18 protein-coding genes are annotated in these 18,223 nt (G+C 73.9%); 8 read left to right on the top strand and 10 right to left on the bottom strand.

Annotated features, from left to right (window positions below; all coding sequences use genetic code 11):
- Positions 1 to 31 precede the first annotated feature (31 nt).
- Positions 32 to 964 carry a DMT family transporter gene (locus AB0G10_RS11335; protein ID WP_360918779.1) on the top strand — a complete coding sequence of 311 codons (933 nt, stop codon included), beginning with the start codon at positions 32 to 34 and terminating at the stop codon, positions 962 to 964.
- Positions 965 to 988: 24 nt separating this feature from the next.
- Here AB0G10_RS11335 and AB0G10_RS11330 read toward each other — a convergent pair whose 3' ends face one another.
- Positions 989 to 1,342 (bottom strand): hypothetical protein, encoded by a 354-nt coding sequence (locus tag AB0G10_RS11330; RefSeq protein WP_360918777.1) that lies wholly within the window; start codon positions 1,340 to 1,342, stop codon positions 989 to 991.
- A 230-nt stretch (positions 1,343 to 1,572) separates the two neighbouring features.
- Between AB0G10_RS11330 and AB0G10_RS11325 the strand changes: the two genes are divergently transcribed.
- Genes AB0G10_RS11325 through AB0G10_RS11315 form a run of 3 tightly spaced genes read left to right on the top strand, consistent with a single transcriptional unit; the run spans position 1,573 to position 4,644 of the window.
- Positions 1,573 to 2,808: a cytochrome P450 gene (locus AB0G10_RS11325; RefSeq protein ID WP_360918775.1), complete on the top strand. Its 1,236-nt coding sequence runs from the start codon at positions 1,573 to 1,575 to the stop codon at positions 2,806 to 2,808.
- Between the two features lie 34 nt (positions 2,809 to 2,842).
- Complete coding sequence (locus AB0G10_RS11320) at positions 2,843 to 3,490, top strand: hypothetical protein (protein ID WP_360918773.1); 648 nt, start codon at positions 2,843 to 2,845, stop codon at positions 3,488 to 3,490.
- Positions 3,487 to 4,644 carry a PrsW family intramembrane metalloprotease gene (locus AB0G10_RS11315; protein ID WP_360918771.1) on the top strand — a complete coding sequence of 386 codons (1,158 nt, stop codon included), beginning with the start codon at positions 3,487 to 3,489 and terminating at the stop codon, positions 4,642 to 4,644. The genes AB0G10_RS11320 and AB0G10_RS11315 overlap by 4 nt, the downstream gene beginning before the upstream one ends.
- On the opposite strand, the gene AB0G10_RS11310 is transcribed toward AB0G10_RS11315, so the two are convergent.
- On the bottom strand, positions 4,623 to 5,282 hold the full coding sequence (locus AB0G10_RS11310; protein WP_360918769.1) for a polysaccharide deacetylase family protein: 660 nt from the start codon (positions 5,280 to 5,282) through the stop codon (positions 4,623 to 4,625). The genes AB0G10_RS11315 and AB0G10_RS11310 overlap by 22 nt on opposite strands.
- Positions 5,283 to 5,371: 89 nt before the next feature.
- On the bottom strand, positions 5,372 to 6,106 hold the full coding sequence (locus AB0G10_RS11305; protein WP_360918767.1) for an aminoglycoside adenylyltransferase domain-containing protein: 735 nt from the start codon (positions 6,104 to 6,106) through the stop codon (positions 5,372 to 5,374).
- Positions 6,107 to 6,201: 95 nt separating this feature from the next.
- On the opposite strand from AB0G10_RS11305, the gene AB0G10_RS11300 reads away from it, so the two are divergent.
- Positions 6,202 to 7,776 (top strand): ATP-binding protein, encoded by a 1,575-nt coding sequence (locus AB0G10_RS11300; RefSeq protein ID WP_360918765.1) that lies wholly within the window; start codon positions 6,202 to 6,204, stop codon positions 7,774 to 7,776.
- 242 nt (positions 7,777 to 8,018) lie between these two features.
- On the opposite strand, the gene AB0G10_RS11295 is transcribed toward AB0G10_RS11300, so the two are convergent.
- From AB0G10_RS11295 to AB0G10_RS11280, 4 genes are read right to left on the bottom strand one after another with little or no spacing between them, the layout of a single operon-like run.
- Complete coding sequence (locus tag AB0G10_RS11295; RefSeq protein WP_360918763.1) at positions 8,019 to 8,477, bottom strand: hypothetical protein; 459 nt, start codon at positions 8,475 to 8,477, stop codon at positions 8,019 to 8,021.
- Positions 8,474 to 9,001: a sigma-70 family RNA polymerase sigma factor gene (locus AB0G10_RS11290; RefSeq protein ID WP_360918761.1), complete on the bottom strand. Its 528-nt coding sequence runs from the start codon at positions 8,999 to 9,001 to the stop codon at positions 8,474 to 8,476. The genes AB0G10_RS11295 and AB0G10_RS11290 overlap by 4 nt, the downstream gene beginning before the upstream one ends.
- A 15-nt stretch (positions 9,002 to 9,016) precedes the next feature.
- Positions 9,017 to 9,982 carry a patatin-like phospholipase family protein gene (locus AB0G10_RS11285; RefSeq protein WP_360918759.1) on the bottom strand — a complete coding sequence of 322 codons (966 nt, stop codon included), beginning with the start codon at positions 9,980 to 9,982 and terminating at the stop codon, positions 9,017 to 9,019.
- Positions 9,979 to 10,329 carry a DUF4326 domain-containing protein gene (locus AB0G10_RS11280; RefSeq protein WP_360918757.1) on the bottom strand — a complete coding sequence of 117 codons (351 nt, stop codon included), beginning with the start codon at positions 10,327 to 10,329 and terminating at the stop codon, positions 9,979 to 9,981. Before AB0G10_RS11280 ends, AB0G10_RS11285 begins: the two co-directional genes overlap by 4 nt.
- Positions 10,330 to 10,375: 46 nt before the next feature.
- On the opposite strand from AB0G10_RS11280, the gene AB0G10_RS11275 reads away from it, so the two are divergent.
- The 3 genes from AB0G10_RS11275 to AB0G10_RS11265 all read left to right on the top strand — a co-directional run bounded on the left by AB0G10_RS11275 (position 10,376) and on the right by AB0G10_RS11265 (position 12,955).
- Complete coding sequence (locus tag AB0G10_RS11275; protein ID WP_360918755.1) at positions 10,376 to 11,557, top strand: zinc-dependent alcohol dehydrogenase; 1,182 nt, start codon at positions 10,376 to 10,378, stop codon at positions 11,555 to 11,557.
- Between the two features lie 190 nt (positions 11,558 to 11,747).
- A complete protein-coding gene (locus tag AB0G10_RS11270; protein ID WP_360918753.1) occupies positions 11,748 to 12,308 on the top strand; it encodes a hypothetical protein in 561 nt (186 codons plus the stop codon).
- Complete coding sequence (locus AB0G10_RS11265; protein ID WP_360918751.1) at positions 12,305 to 12,955, top strand: DUF998 domain-containing protein; 651 nt, start codon at positions 12,305 to 12,307, stop codon at positions 12,953 to 12,955. The genes AB0G10_RS11270 and AB0G10_RS11265 overlap by 4 nt, the downstream gene beginning before the upstream one ends.
- 178 nt (positions 12,956 to 13,133) lie before the next feature.
- Here AB0G10_RS11265 and AB0G10_RS11260 read toward each other — a convergent pair whose 3' ends face one another.
- Genes AB0G10_RS11260 through AB0G10_RS11250 form a run of 3 tightly spaced genes read right to left on the bottom strand, consistent with a single transcriptional unit; the run spans position 13,134 to position 18,179 of the window.
- Positions 13,134 to 13,547, bottom strand: a complete 414-nt coding sequence (locus AB0G10_RS11260) for a hypothetical protein (protein WP_360918749.1) — start codon at positions 13,545 to 13,547, stop codon at positions 13,134 to 13,136.
- Positions 13,548 to 13,564: 17 nt separating this feature from the next.
- Positions 13,565 to 13,885, bottom strand: coding sequence for a CU044_2847 family protein (locus AB0G10_RS11255; RefSeq protein ID WP_360918747.1), 321 nt, complete (start codon positions 13,883 to 13,885; stop codon positions 13,565 to 13,567).
- A gap of 22 nt (positions 13,886 to 13,907) precedes the next feature.
- Positions 13,908 to 18,179, bottom strand: a complete 4,272-nt coding sequence (locus tag AB0G10_RS11250; protein ID WP_360918745.1) for a trypsin-like peptidase domain-containing protein — start codon at positions 18,177 to 18,179, stop codon at positions 13,908 to 13,910.
- Between the last annotated feature and the right edge of the window lie 44 nt (positions 18,180 to 18,223).

Below are 18,223 nucleotides of genomic sequence, written 5' to 3'. Positions count from 1 at the left end.
ACCGGCACGCGACGGGCTCCACTGCTCGGCTATGCGGCGGGCACGGCGGCGGGGCTCATCTGGGGCCTGGCCTTCCTCATCCCGGTGCTGTTGCAGGGGTGGGGGCGCGGTCACCGTGACCGCCGGCCGCTACCTCGCCTACGGCGCGACCTCCGTGGTGCTGCTGATCCTCGGCGGCCGGCAGCTGCGCCGCGTCGCCCGGGAGCACTGGCGTGCCGCCGCGCTGTTCGCGGTGACCGGCAACGTCGGCTACTACCTGCTGCTGGTGCTCGCCATCGAGGGCGCCGGCGCACCGGTCACCACCATCGTCATCGGGTGCATCCCGGTCAGCATGGCCCTGGTGGGGAACCTGCTCCGCCGCAGCTACGCGTGGCGCCGCCTGATGCTCCCGGTCGGCCTGGTCGCCGCCGGCATGCTGATCGTCAACGTGCTCGAGCTGACCGGCTCCGGCCCGGCCCCGGGCGGATCGCCGGCCACGAGGGTCCTCGGTCTGCTCGCCGCGGCCGGCGCCCTGGTGCTCTGGACCTGGTACGGCATCGGCAACGCCCGCTTCCTGGAACGCCACCCCGAGGTTCCGGCCGGGGGATGGTCGACGGTGATCGGGCTGGCCACCGGTGCGATCACGCTCGCCGCACTGCCGGTCGCCGCGGCGACCGGCCGGCTCGGCAGCCCGGACGGCGACGGCGATGTGGCCGCCCTCGTCCTGGCGTCGTTGCTGCTCGGTGTCGTCGTCTCGTGGGGCGCCACGGTGCTCTGGAACGTCGCCTCCGCGAGGCTGACCCCCACCGCCGCCGGCATGCTGATCAACATCGAGACGGTCGCCGGCTTCGCGTACGTCTACGCCGCGCTGGCCGAGCGGCCCCCGGCCGGTCAGCTGCTCGGCTTCGCCCTCATCCTGGTGGGCGTCGTGCTCATCGTCCGGCTGCCGGTCGACGCCCCGGCCCGCGACGCGAATGTCGCGTAGACGCCGGACCGGGGCGGAAATCGATCATTTGCCGTAGAGGGATCCGCACGCGCTCGACAGATCGAGCCAGGCCTGCGCCATGGCGAGATTCAATTTCTGCTCGGGCTTCGGCGCGGCCGCCGCCACCGCGGCGCTGGTCTCCCGCACCTGGGCGGCCGCCGTGCGGATCGACTCCTGGGTGGCCTGCGCCGCGACCTGCGCCGCCTGGCCGGTGCGCGCCGGGTCGAGGTGCGCCTTCGCGGTGTTGACCTCGGTCACCGCGGCACAGGCGGTCTTGTCGGCGTCGGCCTGGGCGACCGGCGCGGGGGCCTCCGCGGGCTCGGCGCCACAAGCCGGGAGGATCAGCAACAGGACGGGGAGGAAAAGCGCTTTACGCATGGGGCGGACCATAGCGGCACGGCAGTTTCGTGATCCCTGCCGGGTTCCCGAACATGAGCATTTTCCCGGTCCTTCTCGCCATTCCTCTCGACCTTTCCGGAACGCGAAATCAATTCGCCGGAAAACGGCAGTGCATAACGACGCTCCGGCCTCCCGGCGACGCGATCCACCCCATCGGGCGAATCCGCGTAGGCTGAGCTCATCGAGTGACGTCGATCGATGGAGGCGTGATGCAGCCGAGCCGGGTCAACGAGTCGCCGACCGCGCTGCGCGGGCTGCTGCCGCCCGACCTGCTGCGGCGCGGCGGCTGCCCGTTCGATCCGCCGGCCGGTCTGCGCCGGCGGCGCGGGCAGGGCGCGGTCCAGCCGCTCGCCCTCGCGAACGGGGCGCCCGCGTTCCTGGTCACCGGGTTCGAGGAGGCCCGCGCCGTGCTCGGCGACGTGCGGTTCAGCGCGGACCGGGTGCGTCACCCGGACGCCGCCGCGGCGGACCGCACCCCGCGCGCGGTCCCGGCGCGCACCGACGGGCAGTTCGTCTTCATGGACCCGCCCGAGCACACCCGGCTGCGGCGGCTGCTGACCGGGCAGTTCACGGTGCGCCGGATGAAGGCCCTCGAGGAGCACATCCGGGAGATCGCGGTGTCGCACATCGCTGCCATGACGGCGGCCGGCACCGAGGCCGACCTGGTGCCGGCGTACGCCCTGCCGATCCCGTCGCTGGTCATCTGCGAGCTGCTCGGCGTCGACTACGCCGACCGGCGGTCGTTCCAGGAGCGGACCGCGCTGGCGCTCAACGGGGACGCCCCGGCCGCCGAGCGGCAGCGGGCCGCCCGGGAGCTCTACGCGTTCATGGGCGGCCTCATCGCCGCGAAGCGCGAGCGACCCGGCGACGACCTGCTGTCCGGCCTGATCAGAGACGCCGAGCCGCCGCTCACCGACGCCCAGTTCGTCGACATCGCCGTGGTGCTGCTCGGGGCCGGCCACGAGACGACCGCGAACATGCTGGGGCTCGGCACGTTCGCGCTGCTGGAGAACCCCGGGCAGCTCGCCGCCCTGCGCGCCGACCCGGCCCTGCTCGACACCGCCGTCGAGGAGCTGTTGCGCTACCTGTCGATCCAGCTCGGGGTGAGCCGGGTCGCCACCACGGCGATCGAGATCGGCGGGGTGGTGATCCCGGCCGGCGCCACGGTCGTCATCGCGGTGCCGGAGGTGAACCGCGACCCGGCGCACTGGGGCGACCCGGACCGGCTCGACGTCCACCGCGGCCGCGGCCCGCACCTGGCGTTCGGCCACGGCGTGCACCAGTGCCTCGGCCAGCAGCTCGCCCGCGCCGAGATGACCGTCGCGCTCGGCGAGCTGATCACCCGGCTGCCCCGGCTGCGGCTGGCCGTCCCGGCCGCCGCGATCCCGGTACGCGACGAGATGCTGATCTTCGGTGTCCATTCTCTCCCGGTGACCTGGTCGTAACCCGCCGGTGGCCCCGGCGTGCCAGGGTGTTCCCATGGTCAACTCATACGGGGGGCGGCACGCCCTGCACGACACCTGGATACCGGTCGAGCGCCGCCGGCTCGGCCTGGACCGCCGCACCCTGCTCCCCGGGCTCGTCGTCCTCGCCGTGGCCCTCCTGCTCCGCTCGGTCGTCCCGCTGATCGACCAGGCCGTGCCGGGCGACACCGTGATCCAGGCCGGTCAGCGGCTGAACCTCGGCGACGGGCTCACGGTCGCGCCGCCGGCCGGCTGGCAGCTCACCGACGGCATCCTGGTCGGGGCGAACACGGTGCAGCCCGGCGCCGGCTCGCCGACCGCGTCCTTCAGCACCGGTGGCGTGAGCGCGCAGGTCCAGGTGGCGACGTTCGCGGGCGACGCGAACGCGCTGCTCGACCAGCTGAACCGCAACGCCGGCAAGTCCGGTCACCGGCAGCGCTCCTCGGTCGCGAGCGAGCGCACCACGATCACCGCGGCCGGCGGTGTCACCGGGGTGGCCGAGCGGTTCGCCAGCACGTCCGGCGACGGCGTCCTCGCGGCGTACGCGTTCCCGGACGGCCGCGGCATGTCGATCGAGGTGGCCGGCACGGCGAACCAGCTGGCCGCGCACGCCGGCGAGATCGACGCGACGCTGCGCAGCGTCACCCTGGAGGCGCGGCGATGAGGGCCACCGCGCTGGAGCAGTCCGGCTGGGGCACGCCGTTCCGGCTCGTCCAGCCCCGCAACCTCTGCTTCTGGGTGTACGCCCTCGGCGTCGCGGGCGGCGTCTACGAGCTGATCCGCTACTTCGGGGCGGGCGCCGCCGCGTACGGGACCGGCCTCGGCGTCGGCGTGCTCGCGTTCGCGGCGTACACGGTCCCGTGGCTCATCCTGCTGGCGTACCACAACCGCTACACCCGGCTGCCCGGCAACCTGCTGCTGACCGCGTTCGTCTGGGGCGGCACCGCGGCGACGTTCTGGATCGCGCTGCCCGCCAACGGCGCCCTCCTCTCCCTGTACGGCAAGGCGTTCGGCCAGGCCTGGGTCGGCGACTGGGGCGCCGGCCTGACCGCGCCGATCAACGAGGAGATCGGCAAGGGGCTCGCGCTGATCCTGCTGATCGGCCTCGCGCCGAAGCTGGTCCGCAGCCCGTTCGACGGTCTGATCATCGGCGCCTACGCCGGGCTCGGCTTCCAGATCGTCGAGGACGTCCTCTACGCCTTCAACAGCACGATCGGCAACTTCGGCGCCGACCAGGCCGGCTCGGCCTGGAACATCTTCCTGGTCCGCAGCCTCACCGGCCTGGTCGGGCACGTGCTGTTCAGCGCCGTCTTCTGCTCCGGCATCATGTGGCTGCTCGGCCGCGGACCCCGCCCGCACCGGCTGCGCGGCCTGCTGCTCATGCTGGCCGCGATGGTGGCGCACGGCTTCTGGGACGACCTCGGCGCGCTCGGCTACCTGCTGCTCGGCGACGCCGGCGTGCTCGTCATGATGGTCCTCATCCTGCCGATCGCCGACCTGCTGCTGCTCTGGCTGGCGTTCCGGCTCGCGGTGCCGCAGGAGCAGGCGTGGCTGCGCGAGATCCTCGCCCCGGAGGCCGAGTCGGGTCTGCTCACCGACGCCGAGGTGACCGCGGCGGCCGGGGGCTGGCGCACCCGCCGGCGGTACCGCCACGCCCAGCACGGCCACCGCGAGCGGCAGCGGGCCCGGCACGTCCTCGCCGCCGCGAACGACCTGGCCCAGGAGATCGCGGCGGCGCGCGGCCGGGACAGCGAGGGCGTCGAGCACGCCCGCCGCGAGATCACCCGGCTGCGGGCTCAGGCCAGCACGAAGGTGTAGCCCTTCGCCTTCAGCCGCTTGATGGTCCGGTCGAGGGCGGCCACCGTCTGCGTGCGGTTGCCGCCGCCGTCGTGCATCAGGATCACCCCGCCCGGCCGGGTGCCCCGCACGGCCCGGTCGGCGATCACCTTCGCTCCCGGCCGGGCCCAGTCCCGGGTGTCCACCGTCCACCCCAGAATGCGCAGATCCCGGTTCCGGACGACCTGACGGACCCGGGAGTTGCTCGATCCGTACGGGAACCGGAACACCTTCGGGCTCCGGCCGGTGACCTCGCGGATCTTGTTCTGGGTGTAGACGATCTGCGACCGGGCCCGGCTGTTCGACAGGGTCGTGAAGTCGGGGTGGTTGCGGCTGTGGTTGCAGAGCCGGTGCCCCTCCTTCACGACCCGCTTCGCCGTCCTCTGGTACGCCCCGACGTTGCCGCCGAGCATGCAGAACGTCGCCTTCACGTCGTTCCTCCTCAGGATGTCGAGGATCTGCGGCGTGTACTTCGACGGCCCGTCGTCGAACGTCAGCGCCACGGTCCTGCTCCGTGCCTGCGCCCCGGCCTCCGCGGCCCGGCCCGGCTGCGGCGCGGCGGCCACCAGCAGGAGCCCGGCGATGGCGGCGGCCATCAGGCGAGCGATTCTCCTCGTCACGGCAACGCTCCCCAATGTTCTGTGGAGCGCCCATCGTCACTATCGATCTTTCCGAGCGTCAATGTGACAGCCGCAATACGACAGCCGGGTCAGGGCTCGGCCAGGACCATCGCGGTGAACTTGAGGAGGTCGAGGTGGCGGTGGACCGGGCTGCGGTACTGGGGCTCGCCGCCGACGCGGAGGCGGAGCGCCTCCCGGACGATGCGGTGGAAGCGCTGGTCGTACGCGTCCAGGGCGAACGCGGCCGCCTCGGTCTTCGAGGTGACGCGCCGCTCGGCGAGGGTGTGGCGGAGGCGGGCCATGCCGAGCACACCCCAGGACGTGGTCCACGCGCCCGGGGTGAAGGCGGCCCGGACGCGCCAGCCGGTCCAGTAGCCGGCCAGGTTCTGCCGGGTGCGCTCGGCCAGCGCCGGCCAGTCGGTGTGGACCTCGGGCCGCGGCCCCCGGACCGGGACGCCACCCTGCGCCAGGACGTGCCAGGTGACCAGGTTGCGCTCGAAGCGGGACCCTTCCAGGACCCGCCACTCGTGCACGGCGAGCCCGGGCGGGCACTGCTCGGGATCGCGCCGCAGGTCGGCGGCGGTGACGTAGAGGCCGTCGAAGAAGGTCTCGCCGTGCGACCGGCGCAGCGCCTCGTGAACGGTCCGCAGCTCGCCGGCGGCCGGCTCACGTGCGGTCACCGCGACGAAGTCGATGTCGCTGACGCCGGGGCGGTAGTCGTCCAGGGCGACCGAGCCCTGCAGGTAGAAGGCCTCGACCAGGCCGGGGGCGTGCTCGTCGGCGAGTGCCAGGTAGGCCCGGCTCGTGCTGAGGGGATCGGTCAACGCGGGCTCCTCGGTGGTCCGGACCAGGCCCCCCACCCTAAGCGGATTCGTCGATCCTGCCCCTCCGCCGCGGCGCCCCGGCGAGAATGGGAGCCATGGAGGAGGCATCCCTCGGCGCCGTGATGACCGGGCCGGCGGCGATGGAGATGACCGCCGGCGGGATGACGCACTCGGCCGCGGACCGGCTGGCCGCGCTCACGGTGCACGGCGCCCGCGCCGCCTGCGGGATCATCCATTTGGCCGAGGGCGGCCATCTGCGGCTGGTCGGCGGCTACAACCTGCCGGAGGGGTTCCAGCCGATGCAGAGCGTGCCGGTCTCGGCCACGCTCGGCGGCCTGGTCCTGCGCACCGGCTTCCCCGTGGTGATCAGCGACGTGAACGTCGACGAGCGGGTGCCCGCCGACGCCCCGGTCCGCGCGGTCGGGATCCGCTCGTTCGCCGGGTTCCCGGTCCGCGACCCGGACGGCACCATCATGGGCACCTGCTCGGTGATGGACTACCAGCCCCGGAACTGGCAGCCCGAGGAGCTGACCGCTGTCGACGACGGCGCGCAGGCGTGCACCGCGTTCGTGGCGGAGCTGCGCGCCCACGAGGTGGAGTACCGGCAGCGGATGTTCCTGGACACGCTGCTGGACAGCCTCGACACCGGGGTGGCCGCCTGCGACACCGCCGGCCGGCTCGTGCTGGTTAACCGGTCGCTGCGGGAACGCCTCGGGGTGTCCGTCACCTCGGGGCTGGCCGTGGAGGACTGGGCCCGGCAGCTCCCGCTCACCACCGCGGACGGCGCCCCGATCGACCCGGCCACGCTGCCGCTGCTGCAGGCGCTCGGCGGCACCGACGTCCGCGGCGCCGAATACGTGCTGCACGGCCGGGACGGCCGGCGCCAGCTCGTCGTCAACGCGCACCCGATCCGGCGGATGGGCGCGGTCGGCGTCTTCCACGACGTCACCGAGGCGCGCCGCGCCGCGCAGCTGACCGGGGAACTGGCCCGGAGCAAGGACGAGTACCTCAACCTGGTCGGCCACGAGCTGCGTACCCCGGTCACGATCATCGGGTCGTACCTGGAGCTGCTCAACGAGAGCGACCCGGCCACCGCGGCCGCCGACCTGCTCCCGATGATCGCGGCGGCCCGGCGCGGCAGCGAACGCCTGCGCCGGCTGGTCGAGGCGCTGCTCGACCTCTCCGCGTTCGACGCCGGCAAGAGCCCGCTGCAGATGGCCGACCTCGACCTGGCCGCGGTGGTGAGCAGCGCGGTCGCCGACTGCGAGCCGCAGGCCACCGCGAAGCACCTCGCCCTCACCTTCACCGAACCGGCCCGGCTGCCCCTGCACGGCGACGCCCGGCGCCTGAACCAGCTGGTCACGGTCCTGGTCGACAACGCGATCACGTACACCCCGGACGGCGGCGCCGTCACGGTCACCGTCACGGCCGGCGACACCACCGCGGCGATCGACGTGACCGACACCGGCCTCGGCATCCCGGCCCACGAGCGCCCGATGGTCTTCGACCGCTTCTTCCGCGGCGCCATCACGACGGAGCTGGCCATCCCGGGCGCCGGGCTGGGCCTGGCGCTCGCGAAACTCATCACCGAACGCCACCACGGCACGATCGCGGTGACCCCCAACCACCGCCGCCCCGGCACCACCGTCCACGTGGAACTCCCGCGCTGAGGTGAGCCCGCTGCTGCCGTGACGGCGCTCAGGACGGGGTGTGCGCGCCCAGCGAGACGTACCAGTCGCCGTCGACCGAGGCGAGCTCCACCGCGATCAGCGCGGCCAGCAGGGCAGCCGAGCGGCATCGGCGGAAGGCCATGACGGCAACCGTAGTACCGCGGGCCGGTGGGTGGCTGTGACCTTCAGGGAACCATTGCTTCCACCGGCCCGCCGGTTCGCCGTTCCCCTCCCCATCGGCGTCACCCGGCCGGATCTGAGAGCCGTTCGAGCAGGGCTTTTCGGCGTACGAGGGCCCGCCGCAACACCGATGCCGCCGCCACGACGGTGAGCAGGGCGGTGGTCAGCGCGGCCAGCGCCACGGCACCCGGCCGGCTCACCGCGACGATCAGCGTCACCACCGCGGTCAGCGAGGTGAAGACCAGCGCCAGCCCGCCGGCGATCACCCGATCCGCCGCGAAGAGCGGCATCCGGATCAAGGCCCAGAGAGCGTACGCCGCCCAGCACGTGCTCATGGCCGTCAGCACGGCGAACGCCGCCCGGGTGCGCAGGGGGAGGGGGTCGGGCTCGGTCAGCCAGAGCAGGAGCAGCAGGCCCGCCCCGCAGCCGCCGGCCAGCCCGAGCAGGACGAGGCCGACGCGGCGGCGCAGCGACATGCCGCGCAGCACGGTGTCCGGGGTGAAGCCGGGGGAGCCCGTCATGATTCGTACCCCTTCGCGATGAGCAGGTCGCGCAGCCGGCGCCGGGCACGGTGCAGGCGGGACTTGACGGTGCCCACCGGCACGGCCAGGATCTGCGCGCACTCCTGGAGGCTCAGCTCCTGCAGGTGGAACAGTTCGATCACTTCGCGCTCGGGCGGGGCCAGGCCGTCCAGGCCCTCGGCGATCTGCGCCCGGTCCAGGACTTCGACGATGTCGTCGCGGCCGTCCGGGATGTCGGCCTCGAGGCGCTCCGGTCCCTCGTACCCATGACGCAGTTGATCCATCAATTGGCGGCGGGCGATGGTGAACAGCCAGGGCGCGAACCGGCCGGGCTCGCGCAGGCCGGGCAGCGAGCCGAGAGCGGCGGCCCAGGCCTGCTGCGTCACGTCGTCGGCGTTCGTGGTCATCCGGCGGACGTAGCGCCAGAGCGGCAGATGCCAGTGCTGCACCAGTTCGGCCAGGGCGCGGCGGTCGCCGAGCTGCGCCCGGACGACGAGCCGGGCGTCACGTTCGACTCGATTCACACCCTGACAGTCCGGTCAGCGCGCGGAAAGGTTCGCGCGACTCTCCGGGAAGACGGCCCGGCCGGCCGCGCGGCCCGCCTCCAGCGCCGCCGCCAGCACCGCGCCGTCCTTGGTGAGGCGGCCGACGACCGGGGCGGTCGCGGGCGGCCGGATCGAGAGGACCGCCGCTCCGGAACGGTCGTACTCGGCCAGGGTGACCTCGTCCTCGTGCAGCCGGGCCGACCGGGCGAGGTAGCTGCGATGCAGGTCGGGGGTGTGACCGCGGAGGGCGGTACGGGCGATCAGCCGGGCGGCTCTCGGGGGATTCCCCGCCGGCTCCGCCCGCTCCAGCGGCGGGCGGGAACGCAGGACCAGCACGTGGGTGGCGTCCTGGGCGAGCGCCGTCCGGTACGGCACCGACTCGGCCAGCCCGGCGTCGTAGAACCGCCGGCCGCCCAGCTCGACCGGCGGCCCGGCCAGGAACGGCAGCGCCGCGCTCGCCCGGATCGCCAGCCGCAGCTCGGCCGGGCCGGTCAGCAGCGGGCGCAGGTCCGTCGACGCGCCGGTGGCGCAGTCCGTGGCGAGCGGGTGGTACTCGATCGGGTTGGCGAGGATCGCCGGGAAGTCCATGTTCGCGACCCGGGCGTAGATGTGCTCGACCAGGTGGTGCACGTCGACCATCGGCTTGCCGCGCCACAGGTTCGACAGCCGGATCATCGCGCGGGCGTAGGCCGGCTCGGCCCAGCCGGTCAGCTTCTCCGGGGTGCCGCTGAGCAGCCAGGCGCCGGTGATCGCCCCGGCCGAGGCGCCGTAGACGGCGTCGAACGCGTCCACCACCCCGGCCTCGTGCAGCGCCAGGGCCATCCCGGCGGAGACGGTGCCGCGCATGCCGCCGCCCTCGATCGCGAGAGCCACCCGGTGGCCGTCGGCGCGGCGGCCCGGGACGCTGCCGGCCGCCACCCGCTCGGTGATCACCCGCAGTACGTCGTGCCCGTCCGTCATGACCATCCCAGTCTCGTGAATGCGGTGTCGAGATCGTCGCCGGCCGCGAGCAGCACCAGCAGGTCGCCGTGGCACGGGCCGTCCAGCGGGCACCAGCATGCCAGATCGAATCCGGCCAGTTCCTCCCGTGCCCGCGCGACCAGCTCGGGCGTCAGCTCCGCCGCGTAGGCGGCGACGGCCTCGGCACGATCCCGGTGGGTCGCGCCGCAGCGGCACACCTTGCCGAACCGATGGCGGTTCGCGAACGGCCCGGCCCTCAGGCCCGGCGCGGGGCGGCCCACATAGACGGCGCCGTCCGGGATCTGCCCGTGGTAGAGATCGCCCTCAACCCGTACCCGACGGTTCATTCCCGGATTTTAGAATGATCAGCTTTCCTCGGGGCAAGCACAGAGCATGCGAGCTTTGACGTGGCAGGGGACGGGCAAGGTCTCCGTGGAGACCGTTCCGGACCCGAAGATTCAGGAACCCACCGACGCGATCGTCCGGATCACCTCGACCGCCATCTGCGGTTCGGACCTGCACCTTTACGACGTCCTCGGCATGTACCTCGACAAGGGCGACATCCTGGGGCACGAGCCGATGGGCATCGTCGAGGAGGTCGGGCCCGAGGTCACCCACATCAAGCCCGGTGACCGCGTGGTGATCCCCTTCAACATCTCCTGCGGGCACTGCTGGATGTGCAGCCGCGGGTTCTTCGCCCAGTGCGAGACCACCCAGAACACCGATCAGGGCAAGGGCGCCTCGCTGTTCGGCTACACCAAACTGTACGGGCAGGTGCCCGGCGGCCAGGCCCAGTACCTCCGGGTCCCGCAGGCGCAGTTCGGCCCGATCAAGGTGCCCGACCACCACCCGGACGAGCGCTGGCTGTTCCTGTCCGACGTGCTGACCACCTCGTGGCAGGCCGCGAAGTACGCCGACGTCGAACCCGGCGACACCGTCTTCGTGGCCGGTCTCGGTCCGATCGGGCAGATGAGCGCCCGCATCGCCCGGCACCTCGGCGCCTCCCGGGTGATCGCCTCGGACAGCGTGCCGGAGCGCCTCGAGATGGCCCGCCGCAACGGCATCGAGGTGCTCAACGACAGCGAGGTCGACGTGCCGGCCGCGGTCTACGAGATGACCAAAGGCCGGGGCGCCGACCGGGTCATCGAGTCCGTCGGCATGGAGGCGCACGGCTCGCCGGTGCAGGCCGCGGCCGTGAAGGCGGCCGGCATGCTGCCCGACCCGGTGGCCCGCAAGGCCGTCGAGACCGTCGGCATCGACCGGATGGCCGCCCTCACCACGGCGTTCGCCGCGGTCCGCCGGGCCGGCACCGTCTCGATCATCGGCGTCTACGGCGGCAACGCCGACCCGATGCCGATGATGGACCTCTTCGACAAGGGCGTCACCCTGCGGATGGGCCAGGCCCACGTGAAGCGCTGGGTCGACGACATCGTCCCCCTCCTCTCCGGCGACGACGACCCGCTCGGCGTGGACGATCTGGTCACGCACCGGGTGCCGCTCGAGGAGGCGCCGCACGCCTACGACATCTTCAAGAAGAAGGAGGACGGCTGCATCAAGGTGGTCCTCAAGCCCTGATCTCCCGCCTTCCCTTTTCGATGGCGCGGCCGCTCTCGGCCGCGCCATCAGGCTTTCCACGCCCGTCGCCCGATCGCATGCCGCAATTCGCGCCGTCATCGCCGCCGGAGTCTTCCGTCCTAGTTTCCTAGGACGGCATACGGGGTGTGCGGCGGGCGCCTGCCGAATGTAGGGGACCCGTGAAGATTCCGTGGGTGACCTTCCGAGCGGGGGCTTCGGGCGCGACGATCAACTCGTGGTGTTCTGGGACTCCGACTCCGGGGACGACGACGCGGCACCGGACGGCGGCGGGCGGCGGTGGCGGGGGCTCGTCGCGCTGTTCGGGCTGCTGGCCGCGCTCGCGCTCGGCGGGGCCGCGGTGCTGGGGCGGCTGTTCGTGGTGACCGTGGAGGCGCTGGAGCCGGAGTCGGTGCCCGAGCCGGAGGCGGCGTCGATGGTGGGCGAGTGGTGTTCCGGGCAGGGGGACCGGTTGATCCTCGGGCTCAGCAGGTTCACGGTCGAGCCGCTGTCGGCGGACTTCGCGGGGGAGGTCGTCGGCCGGGCCGCCGGGAACGTGCCGGTCAGTGGCAGCGGGCTGTGGGAGGTCGGGCTCGGGCCGGACGAGGCGACGGCCGAGGTGACGATCGAGTTCACCCGGCTCGGTGTGCAGGCCGTCGCCACGGAGCGGCTGGTGTTCCACGTACGCGACGGGAATTTGATCTTGAATGAACTGGTCTTCCGCCGGTGCGGTCAGGCACCCTGGGGGCGATGAGTGATCGCTGGTATGCCGCGTTCGGGGCGCTCTGTGTGCTCGCGTCGCTGACGCTGTTCGGGGCGTTGCACGTGCTGCCGCCCACCGCCGAGCTGGACTGGAGCCGGCGGACCATCAGCCAGTACGCGCTGACCGGCAACGGCTGGGCCTTCGACGCGGCGACGCTGCTGCTGGCGGCCGGTTCGGCGGCGGTGCTGGCGCTGCTCGTGCGGGCCGGGCTGGCCGGTCCGGGCGCGGTGACCGCCCTGGTGCTGTGGATCGCCGGGCTGGCCGGGGTCGTCTGGTTCGAGAAGCACGACTGGTCGGTCGGGCCGTCGATGAGCGGCGACATCCACCGCGTCGCGAGCGTCGTGGCGTTCCTGAGCCTGCCGATCGGCGCGCTGCTCGCCGCCGTGCCCCGGATCCGCGAGCCGGGAGCACGGCCGGTGGTGGCCGGCGCGGTGGCGGCGCTGCTGTGCTTCCTGCCCATCCTGTGGGCGTTCGTGTCCGAGCCGTGGACGGGCGTGCGCTGGTGGCAGGCCATTCCGCTCGGCGGGGTGGAGCGGCTGCTGGGTCTGGCCGAGGTCGTCACGGTGCTGCTGATGGCGCGCTGGGCACTGACGGCGGCGCCGGTGCGGCGGGCGCGGGCGAGCCGGGCCGCGAGCTGATCGACGGGCTTGCCTGCTCCGGGCACACTGCATCGGTGTGACGGAACCGGTACGGCCGGCCGCCGCCTTGATCTCGCCCGCGCTGCGGTTCACCGGCCTGGACGAGGCGGCCCTTCGCCTGGCGGCGGCGGGCCTGCAGCGGGGGAGGGCGGACCGGCGGCGCGGTGGCGGAGCCTCCTCAAGGGGCATCTCTCTGGAGGGTGGCCCGGACGGCCTTGACCGCGTCGGTGGCGCCGAGCGCCCACGCCACCAGCAGCGGCTGGAAGAACAGGCGGGCGAAGCGCTTCGTGTCGGTGTCGAGGCCGAAGCCGTCCCTGTGCTCGAGCCACTGCGCCACGTTGCCCGGGAAGATCACCACGAAGAACGCGCCGGCGGCCGCGCCGACCAGGCCGCGGTAGGGCTGTTTCCAGGTGGACAGCAGCGCCGCGCCGAGGCCGATCTCGGCCACCCCGGAGACGAGCACCACGACGTCGGCGTCGATCGGGAACCAGGACGGCACCTGCGCCTGGAACTCCTCGCGGGCGACGGTCAGGTGGGTGGTGCCGGCGAAGGCGAGGGTCGCGCCGAGGGCGGCCTGCAGGATCTTCTTCATAGCGCCCCTCTATGCCCTCAGATGGCCGAACCCCACTCCAGTTTCACGGTGAAGTTGGCCTCGCTCGTCGCCTTCGCCACGATCACGCCGGCCTCGCCGGTCACCTTCACGCCGAACTCGACGACGACCCGGTCCGGCGGCTGCGCCATCGAGCGGATGCCGTCGCGGATCGCCTCGGCGGCCGGGCGGATCCGGCCGATGGCCTCCTGCAGCGTCTCCGAGGCCTTGCCGACCACCTCGGTGCCCCGGCCGACGTGCTCGAGGCCGCCGTCCTCGCCGGCCACCTCGACGTACACCGCGCCGCCGTCGTCCAGGGGCATCACCACGACCTGTGTCATGAGATCACTCTATCGAGGATCTTCAACCGCACGGCGGCTCCGGGTCGCCGCCCTCGCCGCGGACGCGGACGGCCTCGGCGGCGGTGTAGGGGCGGGCGCTGAGCGCGCACAGCCGGTCGAACCAGGCCTGCGGGTCGAGCGGGACGGTGCGAGGGGCGTCGCGGTCCGGCGCGGTCAGGGTGCCGGCGGTCAGCGTCCACGTCGTGTGCTGGGACGGGGCGACCATCTCGCCGACGCGCTGCCCGGTGCCGGTGTTCCAGAGCTGGGCGCCACCGGCGGTCTGCGTCACCAGCAGGCCGTCCGGGCCGGGGGTGAACCCGAGCGGCAGCGACTGCTCCTGGTCGGGGAGGGGCCGCCACTCGCCGCTGGCGATGTCCCAGACCCGGAGCTCGTCCTGGACCGCGACCGCCAGCCGGTCGCCGGCCTGGTCGAAGGCCGTGTGGCCGACGATCCGCGGGGTGTCCGGGTCGGAGGCCGCCACGGCCGTCCGCGCGGTCAGGCTCCAGATCTGCAGCAGACCGTTCTGCTCGGCCACGACGACCTGGTCGGGGTGGCCGGGGCGGGCCGGCCCGAGCCGGGTCTCGCCGTCGTCGGCCTCGGTCAGGGTCTCGTCCGGGTCGAGTGGCAGCGGGGGCGCCGCGGCCGTGCCGGTGGCGACGTCCCACCAGGTGAGGATGCCCTCGAAGAGCACGGCCACCCGGTCCGGGCCGGTCACGGCAAGGGTGATCCTGCGGTGGCCGAAGCGGTCCGGCAGGGTCAGCGGCGAGCGGGGCAGGGTGATGCGGTGCCGCTCGGTGAGCCCGGGCAGGCCGTAGACGACCACGCCGCCGGACCGGCTCACGACCAGGTGACGGCCGTCCGGAGTGATCACGGCAGCCGGTCTCTCCTGCGCGTCGACCCGGCCCCGGGCGACCGGTTCGCCGGTCGCCGCGCCGACGACCTCCAGTCGGCCGTCGTCGCCGACGAGCAGGCCGTGCCGGCCGTCCGGGGTGGTCAGCCAGCCGGCGTCGTTCGGCACCGGCACCGTGTCGGCGGCCGGGTGGAGGCGGCTGCGGTAGAGCACGCCGTTGTTCACGCTGAGCACCAGCAGATCCCCGTCCGGGCCGGAGACGGCGGCCCGGGCCGGTTCGCCGGCCGGGCTGTCGTTGCCGGGCACCGGCGGCAGCCCGCCCCGATGGGTCCGGCCGGTCCGCACGTCGATCATCTCGGTGGCGCCGCCCGGCGGCGGGCTCTGCAGGACGTGCGCGCCGCCGGCGAGCTCCCTCGTGGTGACGCAGGAGCCGGACGGGACGGTGCGCCGGGTGCGGCCGGTCGCGATCTCCCGGATCCGCAGGGTGGTCGTGTCGTCGTCGCAGCTCGCCAGCAGCGTGCCGTGCTCCGCCACGAACGGGTTCCGCACCGGGTAGCGGCGCAGGATCCGGCCGGTGCCGAGGTCGCGCAGCCGCACCTCGCGCCGGCCCGTGGCGTCCGCGTGATCCTCGACCAGGGTGTCCGCGCCGCCTCCGGGGAAGACCTGCAGGGTGCCTCGATATTCGGGCCGGAACCCGGTCCGCACCTGCTTCCCCGAATCAAGATCCCAGATGCGTACGTCGGCCTCCTCGTGGAGACCGCCGAACCGCAGCACGAGGACCCGGGCGCCGTCCGGGGCGAACCGGATGCTGTTGACCCCGTACCGGTCCGCCTCCCCGGCCGGCGCGATGGTCCTCGGCTGCGCCGGCCCGCGCAGGTCCCAGGCCGTCACCTCGCCGTCGGCCGCCGCGGCCACGACGTACCGGCCGGTCGGGTCGATGTCGACGTGGTCCGCGCGGCCGGCCCCGGCCAGCGCGACCGGAACCACCCGGTCGCCGGTCAGCCCGGTCAGCGCCACCGGGGTCATCGTCCCGGTGACCACCGCGGCGTCGCCGTCCCCGCTGGTGCGGATCCGGTCGGCGGCGCCGTCCCACAGCCCCTGCCAGAGCCGGTCGACGCCGTCCAGCGCGCCGAACTGGGTGAACAGCGCCCCGTACGCCTCCGGGGTGTGCCCGGTGTGCCAGGCCGCCTGCGCGAACTGGAGGGCGGCCGCCGGGTCGGTGGCGCGGAACCGCTGCGAGTACGCGGCGAGCTGCCGGGACGCCGCCGTCCGCAGATCGTCGGCGATCCGGTCCCGGCTCCGGCCCGCCACCACGGCCAGGGTGCCGGCGACCAGGGCCAGCGCCGAGACGACGGCCAGCAGGCCGCGCAGCAGGTTGATCCGGCGCCGATCCCGGCGGTGGCTGATGGCGATGTAGTCCCGGTCCGCCGCGCCGATCCGGCCGGCGCTCCGGCCCGCCTGATTCCGGTCCGGCTGGTCGCGGCCTGCTTGGTCCCGGCCCGGCTGGTCGCGGCCCGCATGGTCCCGGGCGGTGGCGAGCGCCGCTCCGCGCAGCAGCAGGCCGGGGTCGCGGCCGGCGGCCTCCCAGCGCTGCCGGTCGGTGCGCAGCTGGTCGTGCCAGGCCAGGAACTCACGGTCCTCGGTGAGCCAGCCGGTCAGCTCCGGCCAGGATTCGAGCAGGGCCTGGTGGGCGGGCTCGGCGTATTCGCGGCCACGGCCCGCCCGCGGGCCACCGCTGTTCGCCGCGGCGCCATTGTCTGCCGCGGACTCGGTGATGACCACTAGGCGCCGGGCGGCCAGGGTCTCCACGACGGTGCGGGTCGCGGCGTCCAGGCCGGCCAGCTCCAGGGGCCGGCGCCGGAAACCGTCGCCCTCCTCGGCGGGACGGGCCATGGCGGTGAGGACGGCGCGGACCCGGCCGTGGTCGGCCTCGGACATCCGGTCCATCACCCGGCGGGCGTGGTTCGCCAGTGCGCCGGACACGCCGCCGACCTCGCGGTAGGCCTCCACGGTCAGGGTGTGGAACCGCCGCCGCTGCCAGAGCTCCTCCAGGGTGAACGCGATGAGCGGCAGCCGGCCCGGCTCGGCGCCGGCGTCCCGCAGGATCGTGTCGACCAGGCCGTCCTCGAACGCCACGCCGCCCGCCGTGACGGCGGCCCGCAGCTCGTCCGGGCTCATCGGCGGGATGAGCTCCGTCGCCGCGTCGGTGAGGACGGCGGCGATCTCGGCGTCCATGACCTGTTCCAGGATGGCGGCGCGCAGCGTCACGGCGGCCATCACCCTGGCGGTGCCGTCCTGGTGGCGGCGGGCGTTCCGGACCAGTGTGCCGAGCAGCAGCAGGGTCGCCCGGACCTGCGGGAGCGTCGCCTCCTCGAGCTGGTCGACGACGAGCAGGATGCGGCCGTCCCCGGCCCGGTCGGCGAGGACGGCGGCCCGCTCGGCCAGGTCGGCGGCCCTGGTGTCGGCGAGGTCGGCGGCGCGGCCTTGGCGGGCGGCGGCGCGGCCTTCGCGAGTGGCGGCACGGTCGGTGAGGGCGGCGGGTTCCGGGGTGGTGGGGCCGGGTTCGAGCAGGGGGGAGGTCAGGCGGTGCAGCAGGGACTCCGGGGTCTCGCCGGGGCCGAGCCGGGCGGTGACCACGGCGGTGCCGTCCGGGCGCAGGGCCGGGACGACGCCGGCCCGGATCGCCGAGGACTTGCCGCTGCCGGACGGTCCCATCAGGATCAGCAGCGCCCGGTCGCGCAGCAGGGTGGCGAGCCGGGCGGTGAGCGCCTCGCGTCCCTTGAAGACGGCGGCGTGGGCCTCGGTGAAGGCGCGCAGGCCCCGGTACGGCGACGGCTCGCCGGGATCGGGCGGCCCGAGCTGCTCGGGGAAGTGCCGGAGCAGCTCGGCCACCGGGACGGCCTTGACCGTCCGGGTGCCGCGGATCACGGAGACGACCATGGCGACCACCGCGCCGGTCCGGGCGCTCCACACCGGGGAGCCGCTGAAGCCGCTCTCCACCGGTGGGTCGCCGTCCGCGGTCCGCAGCTGCATCAGGCCGTCGCGACCGGGGTCGACCACCACGCCGACGATGCTGTCGACGCCGCCGCCGGCACGCCGCACCGCGTACCCGGAGATCCGCACCTGCTCCTCGAACGCCGTGCCGGCCGGGTGCAGCCGGGCCGCGGGCAGGGCGGGCGGCCGGGCGAGCCGCAGCAGGGCGGTGTCGCCGCGGTCCGGCGCCGTCCACGCCACCACGGTCGCGGCGGTCACGTGGCCGCCGGCGAACGCCACCTCCACCCCGGTCGCCGGCGGCGTGCCGGTGAACCCGGTCCCGAGCGCCGCCAGCACGACGTGGGCGCAGGTCAGCACGTAGCCGGGGGCCACCAGGAAACCGCTGCCGGCGAACCGTCCCTCGTGGTCGCGGATGCGCGCGACGGACGCCGGTCCGCTGTCGTCCGTCACTGACCCACCCCCGCGGCATCGATCGACTGACCGGACCACAGTAG

This window comes from Actinoplanes sp. NPDC023714 (genome assembly GCF_040639855.1).
Classification (GTDB): domain Bacteria; phylum Actinomycetota; class Actinomycetes; order Mycobacteriales; family Micromonosporaceae; genus Actinoplanes.
Note: the sequence above shows the minus strand (reverse complement) of the source record. Positions and strands in the feature narration are given on the sequence as shown.